Raw genomic sequence first — 23,062 nt, 5'->3', positions numbered from 1 at the left:
GGTAGTCTGTTTGACCGGTTTGGGAAAAGTTTTTTCAGTCTTACTGAAGACCAAATCAATAAGTTTCCACAGTGAAGCTTTAGCAATAAAAATAATAAGGTAAGCTAGGGTACCTGCCGTTTTAAACCCATCAATATCAATAAGTTAGCTATATTTAAAGACACGGGGAAACTTTGTTTTCTGACTGTGGAATAGATCGTTGTCAACAAACATATCAACAGCTTATGCACAGTCTGTTCAGTGGTGTGAAACCGCCAGATGTGGCATCCTATTAGGAAATGTTTAATCGGACACAAAACCTATGTCGGCAACCGTTCCTGAGAACCCTTTTATTCTTGTTGATGGCTCATCGTATTTATTCCGTGCGTTTCATGCGCCGCCACACTTAACTAACTCCAATGGTGAACCAACCGGCGCGATATATGGTGTGGTAAATATGCTTCGCAGCCTGTTAAAAAAATACCAGCCCTCGCACATGGCCGTTGTGTTTGATGCGAAAGGTAAAACCTTCCGAAGTGATATCTATGAGGAATACAAAGCGCACAGACCGCCAATGCCGGATGATCTTCGAAGCCAAATTGAGACACTCCACAGTATTGTTAAAGCAATGGGTCTGCCGCTATTGTGCATTGACGGTGTCGAGGCCGACGACGTTATTGGCACATTAGCGCAGCAAGCCGGCGATCAGGGCCGTTTTACGCTCATCAGTACGGGCGATAAAGACATGGCGCAGCTGGTGAATGATCACGTTATGCTGATAAACACCATGACCGATACACTCATGGATACTGAGGGTGTTGAGAAGAAGTTTGGTGTTAAACCTGAGCAAATTATTGATTACCTGGCACTCATGGGCGACAGCTCAGATAATATTCCTGGCCTGCCCAAGGTCGGTGAGAAGACGGCTCAGGCCATGCTTCAGGGCATACCCAGTATTGATGAAATTTACGACAATATCGACGCGGTAACGTCCCTATCATTCCGCGGTGCTAAGTCGATGCCGGACAAGCTTCGTGAGTACAAAGACCAGTTGCTGATGTCGCGTGAATTGGCCACTATCAAACTCGATGTTGAGTTGCCCATGCACCCGGATGATCTCCATATTCAATCAGCAGATGCGGAAAAATTAGCAGAGCTTTATGGTCAGTGTGAATTCCGCCGTTGGCTGGGAGAGCTTATGGAGCAGGGCGCTGCGACTGATCAAGCGCTGGGTGAAGAAAGCTCTGATAAGGTCAGTAGCGATATTTCCTCAAAGTGCTACCGAACGCTACAAACCGAAAAAGACGTAGAAGACTATCTCAATGGGCTTTCTGACGCGGATTTTGTGGCATTTGATACCGAAACCACTAGCTTGAATTATATGCAGGCTGAGTTAGTTGGCGTGTCATTAGCAACCGAGCCAGGTGAAGCGGTTTATATTCCGGTGGGGCATGATTATATGGACGCACCTGAACAGGTGGGCCGCGACTGGTTGCTGAAAAAGCTAAAACCGATTTTAGAGGGCGACAGCCCGAAAAAAGTGGGTCAGAACTTAAAATACGATGCGCATATTTTGCGTCGCTATGGCATTCGGTTGGGTGGCATTTTAAATGACACCATGCTGGCGTCTTATGTGTTTAATAGCGTGGGTACGCGCCACGACATGGACACTCTAAGCCTGCATTATTTAAACCATAAAACCATTGGCTTCGAAGACATTGCCGGTAAAGGTGCGAAGCAGCTGACCTTCAATCAAATTGAGCTTGAGAAAGCCGCCCCTTATGCCGCTGAAGACGCGGATATTACGTTGCGTCTGCATGAGGTACTTTGGAAAAAAGTGGAGGAAACGGGCAGCGAGCTACAAAGTGTTTTAACCGATATTGAGGTGCCGCTTATTTCTGTGCTGTGCGATATGGAGCAGTACGGTGTGCGTATTGACGCTAATTTGCTGGGCAAGCAAAGCCAGGAAATTACCGAAAAGCTGGCTGAGCTTGAGAAAAAAGCGTTCGATATTGCCGGAGAAGAGTTTAATTTAGGTTCGACTAAGCAGCTACAGCGCATTTTCTTTGAAAAGCTGGAGCTTCCGGTCATTAAGAAAACCCCTAAAGGTGCCCCGTCAACGGCAGAAGAAGTGTTGCACGAGCTAGCGCATGATTACCCGCTGCCGGATGTGATATTGCAGCATCGAAGCTTGTCTAAGCTGAAATCAACCTACACTGACAAGTTGCCTAAAATGATAAACCCCGAAACGGGGCGAGTGCATACGTCGTATCAGCAAGCAGTTGCAGCAACTGGACGACTGTCATCGACGGATCCAAATCTGCAGAATATCCCGATTCGAACCGCGGAAGGTCGTCGAGTTCGTCAGGCCTTTGTTCCTGAAGACGGGTATAAAATCGTTGCGATTGACTACAGTCAGATTGAGCTGCGGATTATGGCTCACTTGTCGCAGGATAAGTCACTGTTGAATGCCTTTGCCGAAGGTCTGGATATTCACAGGGCGACGGCGGCAGAAGTCTTTGGATGCAAAACCGAAGAAGTCACGGACGAGCAGCGTCGGCAAGCCAAGGCGGTAAACTTTGGGCTTATTTACGGTATGTCGGCATTCGGCTTGGCTCGTCAGCTGGGCATTGCCCGTAACGATGCTCAGCATTACATGGATAAATACTTTGAGCGTTTCCCCGGCGTCTTGAGATACATGGAAGACACCCGAAAGCAAGCGAAAGACCAAGGTTACGTCAAAACCTTATTTGGTCGCCGCTTGCCGTTGCCGGACATAAAAGCCAGTAACGGCGCGCGTAGAAAGGGTGCTGAACGAGCGGCAATTAATGCGCCAATGCAGGGCACTGCGGCGGATATTATTAAAAAGGCGATGCTGCAGGTGGCTGACTGGATTCAGAAAAATAACTGCCAGGACGATGTCCGTATGCTGATGCAGGTGCACGATGAGCTTGTTTTTGAAATAAAAGAAGCAAAACTGGACGACTATATTAAGGAGTTAACAGCGGTTATGGAAAACGCTGCACACCTTGATGTGCCTTTGATTGCAGAAGCGGGCAAAGGAAAAAACTGGGATGAAGCGCACTAGATTCAAAAAAAGCTGAACTTTTTTTGAGCACCCTAGTCAGATTAATTGAGGGAAATAATCCACCCTCAACAAATTGTTCTCCCTGGATTACTTTTACCCGGCTCTATTGAGCCGGGTTTTTTATGTTTCTTTCTGAGTTGCGGTGTTTTTGCTTTTATCCCGCGCAGGCATGCCTGCAAGCCCTGAACGACCTTTTCGGTTAGCAAACCAGACACCAACTAAAATGGCTGCCATGCCGATACCATGCTGAAACCAGAACGGTTCGCCGTCGAGTACACCCAGCAACACGGCAACAACTGGAATAAGGTAAGTGACTGAACTGGTAAATACCGTATTGGTTAGGCGAACGACGTGGTTAAAAATAACCAAGGCTCCGGCTGTACCAATAATGCCTAATACTAATACCGACACCAATGACAGCATCGCACCCGGTTGTTGAACTTGTGTCACAAACTCGGTACCCACAAACAGGTAGATGGTAGCTGGTACCGCCGCCATTAATAAGGAAATGCCGGTAATTGTCAGCGGCGCCAAATCGGTTATTTTGTGTTTTATCAGGTTGAGGTTAAGTCCGTAACAAACGGTTGCGGCCATGACCAGCAGTGCGTAGAGATTAAAATCCCAACCACCATTCGCTGAGGCCGTTATTAGTAACAGTGTACCGCCTAAACCAATGATAATACCGATAACCTGAGCCACTTTGGCCGACTGATGGAAAAATAGCGCGCCGATAACCAGTGTGGTGATGGGCGTTAATGCATTCAACACGCCGGTGACACCACTGGCGAGCTGCGTTTGTGCAATGGCAAACATGAAAGCCGGTATGAAGCTGCCGACCAATCCAACGCTGGCCAGCTTCAACCAGTGTTTACGAGTAATTTTATTCAGACGTTTTGCTATAAAGGGCGCTAATACAATACCTGCAGAGCTAATTCTTAAAGCGCCCACTTCCATGGGACCAAATGCGATAAGGCCCTTTTTAATCAACAGAAATGAGCTCCCCCAAATAAGGGAAAGTAACCCCAATAACAACCAAGCGCTGAGTGGGTGTTGATTATCCGTCATCTTGGCTGCTAAACCACTCGTTGAGTTTGTTTTCAAGTTGCTCTACGCCAATGCGCTTTAAAGAGGAAAAGGCTTCAACCTGGACGTCACCATTGAAGGCAATGGCGGCTTGTCGAGCTTGCAGAACCGTCGATTTGCGTGGACCTTGCTTTAACTTGTCTGCTTTGGTCAGCAACGCGAGTACAGGAATACCGCAGTCGGCTGCCCAGTAGATAAGCTCTTGATCCGTTTCGCGGAACGGATGGCGAATATCCATAAGTACCACAATGCCTTTTAAGCTGTCGCGTTTTTGCAAGTATTCAGCCAACGCCTTTTGCCACTTTTCTTTAACTGCCATAGGCACTTTCGCGAAACCATAACCGGGTAAGTCGATGAGTCGCTCGCCGCTGTCGAGTTCAAATACGTTAATTAACTGCGTACGGCCCGGGGTCTTACTGGTTCTGGCCAAAGCTTTTTGCCGTGTTAACGTGTTGAGAGCACTTGACTTACCGGCGTTAGAGCGCCCGGCAAAAGCAATTTCAATTCCCGTATCAGGCGGCAATTTCGTTATGTCTGGTGCGCTGGTGACGAAGCTAGCGCTTGCGTAGTTCAGAGGTTTCATTGACACAGATAGGGTCACTTATTGGTTAAAAAATCTAAAACAGACCCCATTATGAATGATCTCAGCACGTCAGCCAACGACGAATTCCAGATAGATTAGCTATTAATCATTTAATCCACACAAGTTTTGTGTAAAATAGCAACCTGTTTAAGGTGATTTGTTGGGGCGCGTGGCGCCATCCAGAACAGAAGAGAAGCAAACATGAAAAAATTCGCAATCTTATTGGGACTTTTCTTCGGTACCACGGGTATCGCATTAGCGCAAAGTGGCGATGCCGAAGCTGGTAAAGAGAAATCACAGGTATGTGCGGCTTGTCATGGGCCCAATGGTGAATCTCCAACCGATATGTACCCGCACTTAGCCGGTCAACACGAAAAGTATTTGTATAAGCAGTTGATGGACTTTAAGCGCGCCTCTGAAACGGGCGGTGAAGAAGGCCGGAACAACCCGATTATGATGGGACAAGTAGCAAGCTTATCTGAACAAGACATGGCGGATCTGGCTGCATTCTATGCATCGCAGGACGAGCCAAAAGGCGAAACACCTAAAGAATTAATTGCAAAGGGCGAAGATTTCTTCCGCCGCGGTAATCCCGAAACCAATATTCCATCATGTGCAGCTTGTCACGGTCCGCGTGGTAACGGCATGGGCTTAGCGGCATTTCCTGACATTTCAGGTCAGCATGCAGCCTACACGGAGTCTCAGTTGAAAATGTTCCGTAGCGGTGAGCGTGCAAATGATCCAAATGGCATGATGCGAGGCGTTGCTGAGAAAATGACGGACGAAGAAATTGAACTCATGTCGAAGTTTTTGAGCGGTTTGTACTAATCGTTGCTCAAAATAGAGTCAATTTGAAAGAAAGCGGCTTGTGGCCGCTTTTTTTATAACTAAGCGCATAAAAAGTCAGTGCTTTTTTGTTTTGTTATCAAAAAGTAATAAAAAAGTTGTTTTTTAGATCAAGAAAGTTGTTGAATTAATATTTGGTTCAAGTATTGTTAACAACGCTCGAGGACGGTCTAGCCTGACAAAAACAAAAATAATTGGCTTGTAGCCCTTGAGAAAATAATAAAAAGACTGTAAAAATACAGCTAACTCGATACAAAAAAATAACAAGAGGTCGAGGCGATTATCGAAAAGTTAGATTTCCGTTTTGTAAACAGTCATCTCATTTATCGATAATCCAGGGAGTAAACAGCCGAGAGGCTTGCGGTTGCTCCATTTAATAATAACAACAATAAAAACAGGTTACGGAAGACCGCAATAACAACTCGGAAGCAGTGACAACCATTCTCATAGTAGCAGTGCGCTGCCCGTCTTATGAGAAAGCAGGCGATGGCAACATCGCCTTTTTTCTTTTCTACACCCTCATTCTTATTCCAACAATGACGTTTTACGCATTCTTGCGTTACAATACCTCTATATCTTTACTTTAACGTTTTCCTAACCAGGAGCGACAATGACTCGCCGAAAGAAAACACGTAAGACAGGTCCTTTGGCACCCTCGAAGCAGCCAAAAGACAAGCGCCCAAGTGAAGTAAGCACTAAGGGGAAAAAGAAAGGGAAAGGTCTGCGGCCGGGCCAGCGCCACCTTGAGCATCAAAAAGCAACCGCGACTCAAAGCGAAAGTTCGGATGAGAAAGATCCTCGCGTTGGCAGTCGCCGTAAAATAGAACTTGTGATGACGCCTGAGCAGGAGTTGCAGCAGCTGCAAAACGATGAGCGCCTACAAAGTTTGGCTGAACGCTTTGAAGAAGGGGAAACCTTGAGTGCCGAAGAGCAGCGCTATTTGGATGAAAAGTCAGAGCGTTACGAAACACTTATCAGCAAGCTGGGTTACGAGCTTGATGACGACTGGGATGACGAGGAGTACTAATGTCCAGTGAACTACTTTGGGTAATAGCCATAGTTGGGCTCGTTATTATTATCGGGCTTGGATGGTATGCGGCAACGCTAATGTTACGACTACGTGGTCAGAATAATATACGCAAAGCGGCCGTACAAAAGCGTGTTGATCGAATTGACGAAAGTATTATTACGATAGCTAAGGCAATGCAACAAGAGCAGTGTCCTTTGTCTGAAGGGTGTTTACGAATCGTTGTGCTGCTCGATCATCGGCCGGAAGCGGTCAAATATGACTACTCGCAGGACTATCCGGCGATGCATGACATGTACGACAAAATTAAACACATGCCGACGCATGAAAACCGCAAAAAGTTTCCTAAGAAAAAGATTCGTGAGCTGGATGATGAGCGTGAAGGATACGAGAAAAGCATGCGCGACATTATCCTTGCCGACGTCGACAAGCTATTGAAGAATTTTCCCGCCGCCTGAGGAGGCCGCATGGCGTTTTTTAAAGGAATGAAAGAAGACATCGCCAGTGTATTCGATCGTGACCCGGCTGCTCGCAATACCATGGAGGTACTGTTCCATTACCCTGGGCTGCACGCCATTTGGTTTCATCGTATAAGCCATAAACTGTGGACGTGGAAGCTTTACTGGTTGGCTCGTTTTCTTTCAAACGTTGCGCGTTGGCTGACCGGTATTGAAATACATCCGGGCGCTAAAATAGGGCGTCGCTTTTTCATCGACCACGGTATGGGCGTTGTGATTGGTGAAACCGCGGAAATAGGTGACGACGTTACGTTGTATCACGGTGTCACTTTAGGCGGCACCAGCTGGCATAAAGGCAAAAGACACCCAACGTTGAAAGACGGTGTTGTTATTGGTGCCGGTGCAAAAGTCTTAGGGCCGCTCACTGTTGGCCAGCAGGCGAGAATTGGCTCGAATGCCGTGGTGGTACGCGATGTTCCTGAGCTAACGACGGTTGTTGGTATTCCTGCTCGTGTGGCGAAGTCGGGTGTTGATAAAGAGACCAGTGAACGCCGGGAAAAAATGGCGCGAGAGTATGGCTTTGATGCATATGCGATTTCGGCGGATAACCCTGATCCCGTCGCGACAGCGATAGGTCGTATGCTTGACCATGTTCAAGTTTTAGATACCAAGGTCGCTGATCTTTGCCAGGCAATCAATAAGCTTGGTGGTGATGTATGCGGCGAAATTCCGGAAGTTGATGTCGATGATGTCGACTTTTTGGAAGAAACTGAGCGCGCCGCTGAGCGACGCACTCATCATAAAGAGCAGGATAACTCTTAAGACTTCAGGTCAAAGCGTTCAATAAGCGAGTAGAGCTGCTTAATGGTTGATTGCAGCTCTGTGCTTGAACTTTGAGTCTGCTCTGACGTTGCCTGAGTTGAGCGTGCAGTGTCCGCAATCGAGGTGATTTGCTCGCTGATATGCTCCGCAACTCCGCTTTGCTCTTCAACGGCCGACGCCATTTGGGTGGACATATCTGAAATTTCCTGGATAGCCGTCGATATTTCGCCCAACGCTGCGTCGGCTTCCCGAACCTTGTTGACCCCATCAGCCGCAGCTTCTTCACCTTTGTTCGATACAGAAACCGCGTTACCCGCTTTATCGCGCAGTTGTTGAATGACCTGATGAATGCTGTCTGTTGATTGAGTTGTGCGTTGCGCCAAGTTACGTACTTCGTCTGCTACTACCGAGAACCCACGACCGTGTTCACCGGCACGTGCTGCCTCAATGGCGGCGTTAAGAGCCAGTAGATTGGTTTGGTCGGCAATCGATGAAATTAAATCGGCTGCTTCGCCTATGGCTCCGGTTGACTGATCGAGCTCATGAACCGTTTGAGCAATTTCCTTAACCGCATCGTGCAAGCTGACAATAACATCACTGGCCTGACGGGCTAAGCGGACACTGTTCTCAACGTTCGCATTAGCAGACTCGGCTTGCTGCGCATTACGCTCTACCGTATCAGCCACTTCTTGAATTGCTGAAGACATTTCGTTCATCGCCGTTGCAGTTTGTTCGGTCGATGCTGTTTGCTTGTCTATTTGCGCTTTACTGTCCGCTGCTTGTTGGTGAGTGTCATCTGCTATCGCTAAAAGCCCTGAAACTGCATCTTTCATGCGGCTAAGGGCGGTTCGGTTTCGTGCGCCTTCGCTTAATAGCTGCATCGCCAATTTGGCTTCTCGCCCCTGCATATCGAAGTAGGTCATTCCTACTAACTCAGAGTCGAAGGCTTCGGGACGTAGGTTAAGTAGTCCTTGCAGCATCCGGCCAATATAAGCGCCATAGGCAAAGGTCGTTACGGCGGTCGCCGCAAGTGCGATAAGCGCAGGCACGGGTTGACCCATTAGTGCAATGACCGCACTGGCCGTAACGCCCGGAATCACAACCGGCATGAGGTCTTTGCAGCCAAGCCATAAACGCTGTGTTAGAGGTAGGGCATGTTTGTCGGCATTTAAGCGATCGTAAATAGCTTGAGCGCGTTTTTTACGCTGCTCGGATGCGGCAACGCGAACGGACTCAAAGCCTTTAGGTTTTCCATCTTCCATAATAGGCGTGACATACGCACTGACCCAGTAGTGGTCGCCATTTTTACAACGGTTTTTGACCAAACCCATCCAGGGCTTGCCGCGCTTAATGGTTTTCCACATTTGCTCGAAAACGCCAGCCGGCATATGGGGGTGACGAAGAATATTGTGGGGAGAGCCAATTAATTCTGCACGAGTATAGCCACTGACATTGACGAAATCTTCGTTGCAGTGGGTGATAATACCCTTGAGATCTGTCGACGAAATGAGTCGATAGTGATCGGGAAAGCGGTTTTCCTTGCCGGTGACCGGACCATTGTTTTTCATAAGAGCCTTTTTGAAAAAGTTTGATTAACATCAATGTTAGTAAGGTTATCGTATTTTTGAAGGGAAAGTTTAGGAATAAAGCAAATAAAGTAATTGGAAGCATAAAAAAACGCCGCTTAAAAAAGCGGCGTTTCGAAATTCTTTAAAACGCTTAATGCACTATGCGCACTAAGAGTTCCTTACATAGGAACTACGTTTTCAGCTTGAGGACCTTTAGGACCTTGAGCAACGGTGAAAGAAACTTGTTGGCCTTCAGCCAAAGTTTTGAAACCGTCTGCTTGGATAGCGCTGAAATGTACGAATACGTCTGCGCCGTTTTCTTGCTCGATGAAACCGAAGCCTTTTGCTTCGTTAAAGAATTTTACTTTACCAGTAGTAGTAGACATGCTGATATTTCCTCGTAGTGCATGTTAAAAACAAAAATGCTCAAAAAACTTGGTATTACTTGGACTTACAAAACGAGGTACAGCAAAAAAGGACTTCGTAAATAATCTCAAATCAATAGCCGAAATTTTCTCAGCGGCTTCGAGTATACGCTTTATACAGCCCGAGTCAACAAGACCTTGTTTTATTTTAACCAGTTACGACTAATGTGGCGGAACGTATCGGTGCCGGACTTCTCAAGCCACTCAAACGCCGCCATTTCGGAAGTAATAATTTCAATGCCGGAGTTTCTCATGCGCTCTATCGCACATTCTTTGTCTGTGGGGCGTCTTGAGCCAACAGTATCAGACGGTAAAAACACCTGGTAGCCGGCGTTTTGCATATCTATGGCGGTTTGCATGACACAAACGTGCGTTTCCATGCCCATGACGACAATGTGTTTTTTATTGTATTCACTAAGAACATCGCGGAAGGTTTGCTCTTTTAATGCACTGAAGTGCGTTTTCTCAACCACACGACCGGCTTCAATAATTTCCTGTAGAGAACTGACGGTGTAGCCCAGGCCTTTGGGATATTGCTCGGTAATTAAAATGGGCACGTCCAGCTGCATAGCAATTTCGCCCAGCCAGCGCATACGTGAGGTGACAACGTCACGTTGGTGAATGGCCGGTAACAGCCGTTCCTGAGCATCGACAATAAGAAGCAGCGAGTCTTGGGCTGAAAGCAACATGGAATACCTCATTAGCAATGTTTTATAGCATTCTACCTTAGCGGATTAACAAGGCGATTAGCAAAAAGTCGTAGCTTGCTTAAAAAATCCGCAGTAAATTTGCAGTCGCGCCCGCCAATAGCTACAATTCCCGCCTTTCCAAATACAGACGCACATCCAAACAGTAAATAAAAGGTGACACCATGGCTCCGGTATTGATTCTAATGGGTTCCCAGTCCGATTGGCCGGTAATGCAGAAAGCAGCAGAGATGCTGGAATCGCTGAACGTAAAGTGGCAGGCGAAGGTCGTTTCTGCGCACCGCACGCCGGACTTATTAAAGTCGACGATGGAACAAGCCGAGCAAGACGGGGTGCCTGTGGTTATTGCCGGTGCTGGTGGTGCTGCTCACTTGCCCGGTATGCTGGCAGCTTATACCGCTATTCCAGTGTTTGGTGTGCCGGTTCCAAGCAAACAGCTGAAAGGTTTGGATAGCCTACTCTCTATTGTGCAGATGCCTAAAGGTGTTGCCGTGGGAACCTTGGCTATTGGTGATGCTGGAGCAGCGAACGCCGGTTTGCTGGCTGCTCAGGTTATTGGCAGTTTTGACAGCGACGTGCGTAAACGTGTCCATGAATTTCGCAAAGCGCAGAAAGAAAAAGTCATGGCGAATTCAGACTTGGAGCTGGCAAAATGAAAATTTTGATCCTTGGCAACGGGCAGTTGGGTCAAATGCTGGGTAAAGCGGTTATTCAGCAGGGGCATGAATGTGTCTTATACAGTGACCGACTGGATAAGGTGATGGCTTTAGGTAGCCAACAACCGTTAGCAATGACGTTAGCCGAGGCCAATGAGTGGGCGGATGTGACCACCTGGGAGCACGAGCACTTAGGCGAAGAACTGGTTGCCCAAACGGCCGATAAATTTTTATTGAAAGCCGAGCGCTTTAACGAATTGGTTGATCGCCGTACGCAAAAAGCGCTATGCGATGAGCTGGGTATTCCCACATCCGCCTGGAAGGCTTATGAGAATGTAGCTGAGCTGACGGCTATTTTAGAAGGCTGTAACCATGCGGTTGTCATTAAGTCGGCGAAAGGCGGCTACGACGGCAAAGGCCAGTGGCGCTGGAAGCCGGGTGAAGACATCGCTGTTGTCGCTGAAGAGGCTGGACAACGCCCGGGCATTGTTGAAGACATGATTAACTTTACCGACGAAGTGTCGGTTGTTGGCGCTCGCTCGCATAAAGGTGAGCAGCGCTGTTTTCCGCTGACTTTGAATGTTCATACGCAAGGTATTCTGTCTTACAGTTTGGCGGGCGCAGAGCACTTTTCTAAAGCGCTTGAAGCGTTAGCCAAAGAGCATCATAAAAAGCTGACCGATGCACTCGACTACGTCGGCGTTTTGGCTATAGAGTTTTTCGTGGTTGGAGAGGGTGACAACCAGCATTTGCTGGTGAACGAAGTGGCTCCGCGAGTTCATAATTCAGGGCACTGGACGATGAGCGGTGCTAACTGTGACCAATTCAACCTGCACATTCGTGCGATTACCGGCTTACCGCTACCAGAACTGCTTATCGCGCCGACATTAATGGTTAATGTGATTGGCGTGGCCGGTATTCCTGAAGCCTTGTGGGAAGCGGCTGCCGCTGAATGTCATTGGTATGGCAAGGATGCGCGACCGGGTCGTAAAGTCGGTCACGTGAATATTATGATCGACTCGTTTGAGCGGGGCGAGAATTTAGCTTCTACGTGGGCGGATAAACTGCAACTGTTAGCGAGTTAATTCCAGCTTAGATGAGCGGTTAAAACCGCTCATCCAGCCATTTCTGCATATCCTGAACCTGCTCTAAGCACAGTGAGTGCGGCATTGGGTAGGTTTGATACGTCACTGAAAACCCTTTCTCTTTCAAAATTGCACAAGCTTTCTGGCCAAGAACTTCCGGAACCACAGGATCTTGGGTACCGTGTTGCACCAAAATGGGCAGTTGTGCATTGGCTTCATTGACCTGAATATCGTCGGCTGTCGCAAAGTACGTAGAATGCGCCATTAAACCCGCCAGCGGTTTCGGGTAGGTTAAAGCAGCTTCATAACCCACGGCGCCGCCCTGTGAGAACCCGGCAATGATAATGCGTTTACTGTCTATGCCTTGAGCAACTTGCTCGTCTATCATGGCGTGTACTTTAGCCGCCGACTCGCGCAGCTGTTTGCTGTCTATCTGGCGATCGATGCTCATGTCGGTAATGTCGTACCAGGCAGGCATAACCATGCCCTGGTTTATAGTGACCGGCATTTGTGGTGCGTGAGGAAACAAAAAGCGAACCTGCGCGTTGGCAAATTTCAGGTGTTCGGTCATAGGCACAAAGTCATTGCCCGAGGCACCTAGACCATGTAGCCAAATGATAACGGCGTCGGCTGTGCCTGCCGGTTCGTGTTTTATAACTTCCAGAGACATTACTGCTTTCCTATTTCTGCGGCCGGGTAAGAACCCAGCCAGTGAATGTTGTTCATAGCGGCCAATTCTTCAAGAGCCAATGCGACACCCAGTTCGCTGCGGTGGCCATCAAAGTCGATAAAGAAATGATAGTCACCAAACTGACTACCCGCCGGCCGCGACACGATAGAGGTTAAGTTGATTTGCTGCTTTGCAAACACCTGCAAGCTGTCGACCAGTAAGCCGGGATGGTCGTTGTCATCAATGAGCAGCAAGCTGCTTTTCCAACGCTTGTCCTTAATGAACTCAGGCTCTTCAGATGTTGCGGATAATACCACGAAGCGCGTTTCGTTGCGTGGGTTGTCAGCGATATTGTTATTCAATATCTGCAACGTCTCCGGGCAACTAATGTGTTGGGGAACGATGGCTGCAGACGACTCCTCAGCTGTCAGTAGAGCTTGAAGCGACGCGGCGTTGCTGGCCGTATGAATAATAGGCAGTCCGAGCTTGTGTAAGTACGAGTTACATTGTCCGGCTGCGACAAACTGCGCCCATATCTGCGTAGGATTTGCGTTGTTGCTAAGACATTGGAAGCCAACAGGAATGCGAATTTCCGCCTGAATGCGCAAGGGTCGTTGAACCAAATAGTCGACGACCGGAGAAACGAAGCCTTCGGTCAAATTTTCAATAGGAACAACGGCAGCGTCGCATTCTCGTCCAACCGATTCCAGGCAGCTAACCAGGTTATCCAGTAACTGAATGTCGTGATCTTGTTCAGGCTGGTAAAGCCCTGCAGCAACCTCGGAAAAGGTGCCGGCAGGACCTAACGTGGCTAGCTTCATTTCTTATACTGCTCAAACCAGGCCAGTGCATGCTCAATTTTGGCAATCATGTTGGAGGGTCGAGCCGTCACCCCATGAAAGGCATCCGGAACACGAACCATAGCCGTATCTACTTTTTGCAGCTTCAATGCCTGATAGAACTGCTCGGTTTCAGATATCGGCGTACGACGATCTTTCTCTCCGGTAAACAGCAACACTGGCGTTTCGACGTCGCCGACCATAGACAGTGGTGAACGTTGCCAATAGTGCTCTAGCTCTTCCCATGGCATACCCGGGAATTGGTTGGTAATTTGACCAATTGAGCTGTCAGCGGTCAGTACTTTACTCACCCAGTTAATGACCGGGTTCGTAGCTGCCGCAGCGTTGAAACGGTTGGTTAGACCTACGGCGTAGGCTGTGGCGATGCCACCTGCAGAACCGCCGGCAATAAAGAGGTTGTCTGAGTCGGCAATGCCCTTATCAATGAGTAAATCAATGCCAGTCATGTGATCAGCAAAGTCATAAGGTGACGAGTAGTTGCCGTCCAGCAGCATGGCAAAGTCTTTACCGTATGAAGTACTGCCGCGATGGTTTACATAAAGCACCACATAGCCTTCGGCTGCATAGCGCTGGTGTTCTGCAGCAAAATGCGGACCGTAAGACAGGTGAGGACCGCCATGTATTTCTAATAGTAACGGGTACTCTTTGTTTTCATCGTAGTTTGGCGGAGTAATGTACCAGCCATGAATCTCTTCGCCGTCATAGCGCGACTCATAGCGAATTTCGTGAACTTCACCCAACTCACGGTGACCAAGAAGGTCTTCATTAAGCTGAGTAAACTGAACCGCTTCGCCATCTTGTGGCTGATAGCCGACATCAGCCGGGCGGTATTCGGAGCCTTTGGTGTAGGCAATAGCGCCGGTTTTTGACGCTGTAAACGAGCCCATGGTGTAAGGGCGGCTGACGTAAACACCGGACACATCATCCACCCGATTCGTCAGCTCGTTGCTCAAGGTGACATCAGCAACCACGGTTTTGCCCTGGTCGGCGTATGAAACCGCCAGTGATTCATTGCCTGTCCACTGTGGCGAGCTGAAAGAACGATCGAAGTCAGCCTGGAGTTCAGTTTCTGAGCGTTCGCTCCAGTCCATGATCCATAGTTGTGATTTATGGTAAGGCACCGGCTCGTTCGAGCTGTGTAAGTAAGCCAGACGCTCGCCGTCAGGAGAAAATTGTGGTGATGACTCGCGGCCAGGCTTGTTCGTAACTTGTGTTACTTCTTTTGAGCTCAGGCTGACGCTGTAAAGGTCGCTTTCATTCACCTGATACGCCCAGTCTTCCGAGCGGTTGCCGGAAAACACGATTTGACCATCATCTTCTGTCCAGGCCAGTGGTCCGCCATGTCGGTAGGGGCCGTCGGTTAGTTGGCGAGCGGTGCCACCCTCAGCGGGAACCACGAAGAGTTGGGTATGTGCCGGCTCCAGAACGCCGCGACCATCGCGCTGATAATAAGCTTCTTCCACAATAATCGGCGATTCAGACCATTTAGCGCCCTTGGGTTTTTTCGGCTTTTTCACGCTTTTAGCGAATGGCGTAGGCTCTGCATTCACCGACATGGTGAAGGCTAATTGAGAGTCGTCGTTTGACCAGCTGATACTGCCGGGGCTATTGCTCACGTGCGTGACTTTTGCGGTACGCTGCTCTTTAATCCAATGAACATGAATTTGGTTTTTATTAGAGCGGTTAGACGCAAAGGCAATACGAGTACCATCATTCGACCAGGCCAGACTGCCGTAGCTGAATTGATCGTCAAAAATCGGTAAATGTTGACCGGTTTCAGTATCAATCAGCCATAATGAGCGACGCGTATTGTCTTCCATATCGTCGAAACTGTTGCGTATGTAGGCAATGTATTTGCCGTCTGGCGAAATACTGACTTGATTGGCGTATTCAAGCTGGAAAATATCTTCCGCCTGGAATGTTGTCTTGGCGGCGTCTTGAGCCAAAGCTGGCACGGAAGTGAAAAGTAGCGCTATGCTACCTGCGATAACGGATTGCTTTAACCACATTGTTGTTCTCCTTTCGGTTATGGCTTTACGTTACTCAAGCTGACGAAGCGATGCAAAGAGTTCCGTTCAAGTTCGCAGAAAATACGGTAAACTGACGCTCTGCCTCCAAAACAGGAAAAAAGGAAATCCCATGCACTACCGCCAAACTCGCGCCGAAATATCGACTGCAGCAATTGTGCATAACGCTCAGTGGGTACGTAAGACAATGAATGGCGGAAAGCTATTAGGCGTAGTAAAAGCGGATGGGTACGGGCATGGTGTTGCGCCTGCTGCTCAGGCGTTGGAGCCTCATGTGGATGGTATGGCGGCGGGTTTTATGGAAGAAGCCTTAGCGGTTCGAGAGGCAGGTTACACCGGGCCCTTAGTCATTTTAGAGGGCTGCTTTTCAGAGTCCGAACTTTCCGTGTGCGCAGAGCATAACCTAAGCCCGGTAGTTCACTGTGAGCAGCAGCTAAAAGCTATTGAACAGAGTACGTTAAACAAACCGCTGTGGGTATGGCTAAAAGTCGATACCGGCATGCACCGGTTGGGTTGGTCTGAAGAGCAGACTCAGCAGGCCATGGTACGGCTAAACGCAAGCGAGAATGTCACGGGCGTCACTCTTATGTCGCATTTAGCGAATGCGGATGCAGACCATGAGCTGAACGCCGAGCAGAAGCGACTGTTCTGCCAGCTGTCAGAAAGCACCAAAGGCTACCAAGCTCGCAGTTTTCATAATTCAGCTGGCTTATTGAATCCGGAAACCCAGTGGGTGCTGCAAGAGAATGACTGGGTCAGGGCCGGATTGTTGTTGTACGGGGTTAATCCGTCAACGGTCACAGAAGTGCAGGCGTGTTTAAAGCCAGCCATGCGCTTAGTTGCTCCCATCATTGCGTTGCATAAGCTAGAGAGAGGAGAGTCGGTTGGCTACGGTAGTGCGTGGACCGCTCAACGACCAAGTCTTATAGCAACCGTGGCAATGGGCTATGCGGACGGGTATCCGCGCCAGGCTGAAAATGGAACGCCTGCTATGGTTCGTGGGCAGACCGTTGGTTTAGCTGGTCGTGTGTCAATGGATATGCTGACCATAGATGTGACGGATGTTGCTGATGTACAAATTGGCGATGATGTTGAACTCTGGGGTCCGAATATCGACGTGCGTCAAATTGCCGCATGTGCTGGTACTATTTCCTGGCATTTGCTCACGGGGGTTAGTGTGAGAGTGCCGAGAATTAAGGTGTAGCGGCTTATCAGGCTATTAGCCATACAAAAAGTATGGCAATTATTAGTATTTGTCCTGCAAGCGTACCTGATCTTTATCAATAAGGGCGTATACTGAAGGCAATCCTAAACAACCGGTGCTTGCCATGTTTGAGAGTTTTGACGCGCTATTTCTGGCGCGCTTTCAGTTCGCTTTTACTGTTGCGTTTCACATTATTTTCCCTGCCTTCACGATTGGGGTGGCTAGTTATTTAGCCGTTCTAGAAGGGCTATATCTAAAAACCAGAAATCCGGTCTACCAGAAATTATTCCGATACTGGGTCAAGATTTTCGCCGTCGCTTTTGGTATGGGGGTAGTCTCCGGCATTGTGATGAGTTACCAGTTTGGTACGAACTGGTCGGTATTCTCAGACAAGGCAGGGCCGGTTATCGGGCCGCTAATGGGCTACGAAGTGCTGACAGCTTTTTTCCTTGAGGCGGGCTTCTTAGGCGTGATGCTGTTTGGCATGAATAAAGTCGGCGAAAAACTGCATTTCTTCGCTACCTTGATGGTGGCATTTGGCACAGCCCTTTCAGCGTTTTGGATACTGTCGGTAAACAGTTGGATGCAAACTCCGGCAGGCTACGCCATGAATGATGTGGGTCAATTTGTGGTGACCGATTGGTTTGAAGTGGTGTTTAACCCTTCTTTTCCCTACCGGCTGGCGCACATGCTGCTGGCGGCTTATCTGACCGTCGCTTTTGTGGTGGGGGCAGTCGGTGCTCTGCATTTGCTGAAAGACAAAACCAATGCGGCGGCACGTAAAATGTTTTCTATGGCCATGTGGATGGCGCTTATTGTGGCTCCGCTGCAAGTTCTTGTTGGCGACTTTCATGGACTGAATACGCAGGAGCATCAGCCGGCCAAAGTTGCAGCAATGGAAGGACACTTCCATACGGAAGCTGAAGCGCCTTTATATCTGTTCGGCTTGCCCAACGAAGAAACGGCGAAAGTGGACTATGCACTAAAAGTCCCCGGCCTTGCCAGCATTATTCTTAAGCACGATATTAACGCCGAAGTCACTGGTCTTGACCAATTTCCGCGTGAGGAATGGCCGCCGGTGGCAATCGTGTTCTGGGCATTCAGAATTATGGTTGGTATTGGTGTGTTAATGGTGCTTGCAGGGTTATGGTCTGGTCTGCAGCGGTTACGCGGTAAGCTTTACGACAACAGCCTGCTGTTGCGCTTCAGTGTGTTTATGGGGCCAATGGGTTTTGTTGCTGTTATTGCTGGTTGGATAGTCACCGAAGTTGGGCGTCAGCCTTGGGTTATTCAGGGCCTTTTACGCACCGCCGATGCGGCGTCTCCTATTGATAAGGCCGGTGTCGCAGGCAGCCTAATCGCCTTTATTGTGGTGTACTTCCTCGTTTTTGGTGCCGGCACGTTCTATATTCTGCGCAAAATGGCTGGAGACCCTGAGAAAGTGACCATTCCTGATTATGCTAAGCATAAGCCGACAATGGCGGCTGAACGCATTTACGATGAGGAGGCCTAAGCTATGGATTACGCACTGATTTGGGCAATACTAATTTCGGTTGCCGTATTTGCTTATGTGGCACTGGACGGCTTTGACCTGGGAATTGCACTGCTTTTCCCCTGGTTTAAAAAAGAAGAAGACCGGGACGTCATGATGAACACCGTGGCGCCAGTCTGGGATGGTAATGAAACCTGGCTAGTGCTTGGCGGCGGTGGCTTGCTGGCGGTGTTTCCGCTCGCGTATTCGGTGCTCATGCCGGCTCTTTATATGCCGGTTATTGCGATGCTGCTGGGACTTATTTTTCGCGGTGTGGCTTTTGAGTATCGCTTTAAAACCAAGCGGGCGAAAGGCATCTGGGACTTGTCTTTTATCGTTGGCTCGCTAATAGCCGCACTGAGTCAGGGGATTATGTTAGGTGCAATGCTACAGGGTATAGAGGTTACTGATAGGGCGTATTCTGGCGGTTGGTTTGACTGGCTGACCCCATTTAGTTTCTTCTGCGGGGTGGCTGTGGTTATTGGTTACATGATGCTGGGAGCGACTTGGCTGGTCATGAAAACCAAAGGCGACCTGCAGCGTCAAAGTTATCGCGCGGGCTGGTATAGCGCCATTTTACTGGTGGCCTGCATTGCCTTTGTCAGTCTTTATTTGCCTTACGTTGACAGCTACATTGCTGAGCGTTGGTTTACTTACCCAGCATCGGTTGGCTTGTGGGTGTTACCAGTATTGTTGGTGGTTATTACTCTGGGCTTACTGCGATCGTTACAAAAACGGCAGGAAGGACGGCCTTACCTCTGGGGGCTTGGTCTGTTTTTACTGTCCTTTGCCGGGTTTGCGGTCAGCATTTTCCCTTACCTGGTACCGCGCAGCATTACCTTGTGGCAGGCCGCCGCGCCGGACAACAGCCTGAAGTTTTTACTTATTGGCGCTGTAGTGCTCTTGCCGATTATCTTTGCCTACACGGGTTATACCTATTGGGTGTTCAGAGGTAAGGTAGACCCGAACAGCGGGTATCACGACTGATGAAACCGGTACTTAAAAAGTGGCTGTGGTTTGTCGGACTATGGTGTTTGGGTGTGCTGGCTGTCACGTTAGTCGGCGGCCTTATCCGCTGGGCGTTACTGTAAAAACAGGAAGGCACCCATTGCGGGGTGCCTTTTTATTTGAGATCTAATGTTGCTTAGTTTTCTAACTGATGAACCCACTCAGTTAATAAGCGCACCCCAAAGCCGGTTGGTCCTGCCGGATGAATACCGGTATCTGAGCTGACCATTGCGTCAGCGGCCATATCGATATGGATCCACGGCGTGTCGCCGGCAAAGTGCTTAAGAAATGCTGCACCTGCCTGAGTACCCGGAGAACCAATGTTACGAATATCAGCCAACGGGCTGTCGATAATACCGTCGTAGCCTTCTAATGGCAGCTCCCAGACTTTCTCACCAGTGATATTGCCAGCCTCGATAATGGCTGAGCGTAAGTCGTCCTGGGACGCAAATAAAGCAGCGTAGCCGGTACCCAATGCACCAACTTTCGAACCGGTTAAGGTCGCAATATTGGCAATGGCGCGAGGTTTGAATTTGTCGTTGGCATACCAGTTACCGTCGCCAAGAATCAGACGGCCTTCGGCGTCGGTGTTGGCAATTTCTACCAAAGTACCGTCACCGGCTTTAACCACGTCTCCCGGTAACGTTGCTGAACCAGAAATAAGGTTGTGCGACAGCGGTGCTACAGCAACCACATTGACCGGTGCTTCTTGCGCTGCCAGCGCCATAACCGCGCCGATAACGGCTCCAGCGCCAGCTTTGTCGGTTTGCATGCGCAAAATAGACGAAGAACTGGTTTTTAAGTTATAGCCACCAGTGTCAAAGGTATTGCCTTTACCGACCAATGCAATTGGGTCGGCGTTACTGCCTTTATAGTGCGCGGCCAGCAGGTAAGAACCGTGTTGGCTGCCCTGGCTAACACTTTTTAATAAGCCCATACCCATTTCGTCGACCTGCTCAGGCGTGACAATGGTCAGCTCAATGTTTAAGTCTTTCATGGCTTCCTGAGCTAATTTCACAATAGCTTCAGGGTAGCCGTCGCTGCCGGGCAGAGCGGTAATGTCGCGGGCAACAAACACGCCTTCAGCAATGGCGCGCGAGGCCAGATATTTCTTCTCTGCCATGTCAGGGCTTTTCACTAACCAATGGTAAGCCGTTTGTGGACGCTCTTTTGGCTCGGACTGATAACGGTCAAAGCGATAGTTGCGCAAGTCGATGCCATGAGCAATGTGTGCACTCAGCTCAGCAGCAATGCCTGGGTTGCTGATCAGGCGTGTATCGAAAACAACGCTTTCTAACTCAGGCTTTAAAGCAGCGGCAATAGACGCGCCTAACTTCTCGGCTTCAAAACGGGAAAGTTCAGCCGGGTTACCGACGCCCGCCAGAAGCAGGTGATTGGCCTTGGTGTCTTCCGGGGCAATCACTGTGGTTAACTGTGACGCTTCGCCTTTAAATTCTTCAATTTCTGCAGCGCGGCTAACGGCATTTACATCAGAGCCTGACCATTCTGGTAGCTCAACTGTCGTACCTTCTGGTACGAAAATAACGCGAGTTTTGGTGTTTTTGTTTTCATCAGAAAAGCTCGTGGACGTGTCCAGGTAGTCACTTGCCAACGCAGGCAGCGACAAAACCGAAGAAACAGCCAAAGCACTCATGACTTGTTTTAACGACATAGTGTTTTCCTTGAATTAGGTTTTCTTGAGTTGTCTGTGCTTAATATAAAACCATAACCCACTGACAGGCAAAGCGATTAAGGCCAAACCCGATAAAAGCACGACGAATTCAGTTTCAGCTATAGTTGATATCGGTAAAAATTAAGTCGGTTGTGGTAGTCTGTTAGAAAACAAGAAAAAGGTTAGATCATCATGAAAACGCTCTCCAAAATTTTGTGTGTTAGTGCCATTGCTGGCGCTTTAGTGGCTTGCTCTGACAGCGTAAAGGTTGAGCAAGAAGAAGGTACTTCACTCGAGCAAAAAATTCGCCAGACCGCAGAGCAGTCGTTGGATGCTTTTAACATTCCGGGCTTGGCGGTAGTTGCGGTAAAAGACGGTGAAGTTATTCTGGCCGAAGGCTTCGGTGTGCGCGATATGGAGTCGCAGCAACCGGTTACGCCAACCACCTTGTTTGGCATAGCTTCTCATACCAAGGCATTTACCGCTGCGGCTATGGCGACTCTGGTTGAGCAGGGCAAGTTAGACTGGAATGACAAAGTCATTGAACACTTACCCAGTTTTAAACTGGCAGACCCGTACATTACTCGCGAACTGACCATTCGTGATTTATTGAGTCACCGCGCTGGTCTTGGGCTAGGTGCCGGTGATCTGATGATTTGGCCGAACACCGACAAAACCACAGATGAAGTGATTGCCGGGTTGGCGAATGTGCCTATTCAACACGGTTTTCGCGAACGCTTTGACTACAACAATTTAATGTTTGTGACAGCCGGCGAGGTGATCAGCGAAGTATCGGGTATGCCGTATCATCAGTACGTTGAACAAACACTGTTTGAACCGATGCAAATGGATGAAAGTACCATTGGCTTTTCTCGTATTGATGAAAGCTATGACAATGTAGCCGTCGGCACTATTGAAATGGACGGTAAGTTACATCGTTTTCCGCTCGACTTTTTGGAAGACTTTTCTGCCGCCGGCGCAACCGCAGCGAGTGTTGATGATATGAGCCGCTGGTTACTGACCCTTTTAAATGAGGGAGAGACGCCTAACGGCGAACGCTTGTTTAAGGAAGAGTCGCTGCATGACATGTGGCAACTGACTACGCCACTGCCGGTATCGGCTAACGCTTCAGAGCAGGGTACCTACTTCCGTGGTTATGGTTTGGGCTGGTTTGTGAAGGACTACTACGGCGTTAAGCACGTGTCGCACAGTGGCGGTATTCTAGGCATGCTGTCTTTCACAACGGTTATTCCGGAAAAAGAGTTTGCTATTACCGTTCTGAGTAACCAGCAGGCGTTTGGTGCGTTAACCGCAATAGTGCAAGAGTCTCTGGAAGAAGTCCTGGGTGTGCCGGACCAGGATTGGGTTGCTAATGAAAGTAAGAAGTATCATGAGTTCATTCAGAAAAAAGCGGATTTTAAAGTAGAAGCCGTTGATGAACCACAGCCATCGCTGGCGTTATCGAAATATGCGGGAACCTATACCGATGCATGGTACGGCGACGTGGCTATTTCAAAGCAGGATGATACGCTGCGTATAGACTTTACGCACACCGATATGCTGAAAGGCTCACTGGAGCATTACAACGGCAATACCTTTATTGTGCGCTGGGATGAGCCCTTGTTGGAAGCCGATGCCTTTATTGATTTTGATGTGAACAGAAACAACGAAATAAAGACGGCAACCATGGAAGCAGTGGCAGACTTCACTGATTTCAGTTTTGACTTTCACAACCTGAAACTTGAGAAGCAGTAACCATGTGA

The 23,062-nt window shown here is 48.8% G+C and carries 20 protein-coding genes; 11 read left to right on the top strand and 9 right to left on the bottom strand.

Annotated elements, in window-relative coordinates; translation table 11 throughout:
* Positions 1-301: 301 nt before the first annotated feature.
* Positions 302-3,067 (top strand): DNA polymerase I, encoded by a 2,766-nt coding sequence (gene polA / locus EST55_RS06945; RefSeq protein WP_129496945.1) that lies wholly within the window; start codon positions 302-304, stop codon positions 3,065-3,067.
* Positions 3,068-3,187: 120 nt separating this feature from the next.
* On the opposite strand, the gene EST55_RS06940 is transcribed toward polA, so the two are convergent.
* Positions 3,188-4,132: a DMT family transporter gene (locus tag EST55_RS06940; protein WP_100691100.1), complete on the bottom strand. Its 945-nt coding sequence runs from the start codon at positions 4,130-4,132 to the stop codon at positions 3,188-3,190.
* Positions 4,122-4,739 (bottom strand): ribosome biogenesis GTP-binding protein YihA/YsxC, encoded by a 618-nt coding sequence (yihA, locus tag EST55_RS06935; protein ID WP_129496944.1) that lies wholly within the window; start codon positions 4,737-4,739, stop codon positions 4,122-4,124. Before yihA ends, EST55_RS06940 begins: the two co-directional genes overlap by 11 nt.
* A gap of 195 nt (positions 4,740-4,934) precedes the next feature.
* On the opposite strand from yihA, the gene EST55_RS06930 reads away from it, so the two are divergent.
* The 4 genes from EST55_RS06930 (at position 4,935) to cysE (ending at position 7,886) form a co-directional block, all read left to right on the top strand.
* Positions 4,935-5,561: a c-type cytochrome gene (locus tag EST55_RS06930; RefSeq protein ID WP_088769290.1), complete on the top strand. Its 627-nt coding sequence runs from the start codon at positions 4,935-4,937 to the stop codon at positions 5,559-5,561.
* A 628-nt stretch (positions 5,562-6,189) separates the two neighbouring features.
* On the top strand, positions 6,190-6,606 hold the full coding sequence (locus EST55_RS06925) for a GTPase-activating protein (protein ID WP_129496943.1): 417 nt from the start codon (positions 6,190-6,192) through the stop codon (positions 6,604-6,606).
* Entirely contained in the window at positions 6,606-7,064 is a 459-nt protein-coding gene (locus tag EST55_RS06920; RefSeq protein ID WP_100691096.1) for a DUF2489 domain-containing protein, read from the top strand. Before EST55_RS06925 ends, EST55_RS06920 begins: the two co-directional genes overlap by 1 nt.
* Before the next feature lie 9 nt (positions 7,065-7,073).
* Positions 7,074-7,886 (top strand): serine O-acetyltransferase, encoded by an 813-nt coding sequence (gene cysE, locus EST55_RS06915; RefSeq protein WP_129496942.1) that lies wholly within the window; start codon positions 7,074-7,076, stop codon positions 7,884-7,886.
* On the opposite strand, the gene EST55_RS06910 is transcribed toward cysE, so the two are convergent.
* The 3 genes from EST55_RS06910 to EST55_RS06900 all read right to left on the bottom strand — a co-directional run bounded on the left by EST55_RS06910 (position 7,883) and on the right by EST55_RS06900 (position 10,568).
* Positions 7,883-9,454 (bottom strand): PAS domain-containing methyl-accepting chemotaxis protein, encoded by a 1,572-nt coding sequence (locus EST55_RS06910; protein WP_129496941.1) that lies wholly within the window; start codon positions 9,452-9,454, stop codon positions 7,883-7,885. The two genes, cysE and EST55_RS06910, sit on opposite strands and share 4 nt — an antisense overlap.
* 179 nt (positions 9,455-9,633) lie before the next feature.
* Positions 9,634-9,840: a cold-shock protein gene (locus EST55_RS06905; protein WP_006954095.1), complete on the bottom strand. Its 207-nt coding sequence runs from the start codon at positions 9,838-9,840 to the stop codon at positions 9,634-9,636.
* A gap of 182 nt (positions 9,841-10,022) precedes the next feature.
* The gene (locus tag EST55_RS06900; RefSeq protein WP_129496940.1) at positions 10,023-10,568 is read right to left on the bottom strand and encodes a hydrolase; all 546 of its coding nucleotides are present in this window, start codon (positions 10,566-10,568) and stop codon (positions 10,023-10,025) included.
* A 182-nt stretch (positions 10,569-10,750) separates the two neighbouring features.
* On the opposite strand from EST55_RS06900, the gene purE reads away from it, so the two are divergent.
* Together purE and EST55_RS06890 are read left to right on the top strand one after the other, a co-directional pair.
* Positions 10,751-11,242, top strand: coding sequence for a 5-(carboxyamino)imidazole ribonucleotide mutase (gene purE, locus EST55_RS06895; RefSeq protein WP_129496939.1), 492 nt, complete (start codon positions 10,751-10,753; stop codon positions 11,240-11,242).
* Positions 11,239-12,327 (top strand): ATP-grasp domain-containing protein, encoded by a 1,089-nt coding sequence (locus EST55_RS06890; RefSeq protein WP_129496938.1) that lies wholly within the window; start codon positions 11,239-11,241, stop codon positions 12,325-12,327. The genes purE and EST55_RS06890 overlap by 4 nt, the downstream gene beginning before the upstream one ends.
* Before the next feature lie 19 nt (positions 12,328-12,346).
* Here the strand turns inward: EST55_RS06890 and EST55_RS06885 are convergent, their stop codons facing one another.
* The 3 genes from EST55_RS06885 to EST55_RS06875 are packed head-to-tail and all read right to left on the bottom strand — an operon-like array spanning position 12,347 to position 15,866.
* Complete coding sequence (locus EST55_RS06885) at positions 12,347-12,997, bottom strand: dienelactone hydrolase family protein (protein ID WP_129496937.1); 651 nt, start codon at positions 12,995-12,997, stop codon at positions 12,347-12,349.
* Entirely contained in the window at positions 12,997-13,818 is an 822-nt protein-coding gene (locus tag EST55_RS06880; RefSeq protein WP_129496936.1) for a prephenate dehydratase domain-containing protein, read from the bottom strand. The genes EST55_RS06885 and EST55_RS06880 overlap by 1 nt, the downstream gene beginning before the upstream one ends.
* Positions 13,815-15,866: a S9 family peptidase gene (locus tag EST55_RS06875; protein ID WP_129496935.1), complete on the bottom strand. Its 2,052-nt coding sequence runs from the start codon at positions 15,864-15,866 to the stop codon at positions 13,815-13,817. Before EST55_RS06875 ends, EST55_RS06880 begins: the two co-directional genes overlap by 4 nt.
* 130 nt (positions 15,867-15,996) lie before the next feature.
* Between EST55_RS06875 and alr the strand changes: the two genes are divergently transcribed.
* From alr to cydB, 3 genes are all read left to right on the top strand, one after another.
* Positions 15,997-17,088 (top strand): alanine racemase, encoded by a 1,092-nt coding sequence (gene alr / locus EST55_RS06870; RefSeq protein WP_129496934.1) that lies wholly within the window; start codon positions 15,997-15,999, stop codon positions 17,086-17,088.
* Positions 17,089-17,212: 124 nt separating this feature from the next.
* Complete coding sequence (locus EST55_RS06865) at positions 17,213-18,601, top strand: cytochrome ubiquinol oxidase subunit I (protein ID WP_129496933.1); 1,389 nt, start codon at positions 17,213-17,215, stop codon at positions 18,599-18,601.
* 3 nt (positions 18,602-18,604) lie between these two features.
* Complete coding sequence (gene cydB, locus EST55_RS06860) at positions 18,605-19,606, top strand: cytochrome d ubiquinol oxidase subunit II (RefSeq protein ID WP_129496932.1); 1,002 nt, start codon at positions 18,605-18,607, stop codon at positions 19,604-19,606.
* 157 nt (positions 19,607-19,763) lie between these two features.
* Here cydB and EST55_RS06855 read toward each other — a convergent pair whose 3' ends face one another.
* On the bottom strand, positions 19,764-21,299 hold the full coding sequence (locus EST55_RS06855; protein ID WP_129496931.1) for a leucyl aminopeptidase family protein: 1,536 nt from the start codon (positions 21,297-21,299) through the stop codon (positions 19,764-19,766).
* 192 nt (positions 21,300-21,491) lie between these two features.
* Between EST55_RS06855 and EST55_RS06850 the strand changes: the two genes are divergently transcribed.
* On the top strand, positions 21,492-23,054 hold the full coding sequence (locus EST55_RS06850; RefSeq protein WP_129496930.1) for a serine hydrolase: 1,563 nt from the start codon (positions 21,492-21,494) through the stop codon (positions 23,052-23,054).
* Positions 23,055-23,062 lie beyond the last annotated feature (8 nt).

The organism is Idiomarina sp. 29L, assembly GCF_004123135.1.
GTDB lineage: Bacteria > Pseudomonadota > Gammaproteobacteria > Enterobacterales > Alteromonadaceae > Idiomarina.
The sequence above is the reverse complement of the archived record's forward strand: the minus strand, read 5'-3'. Positions and strand labels throughout refer to the sequence as shown.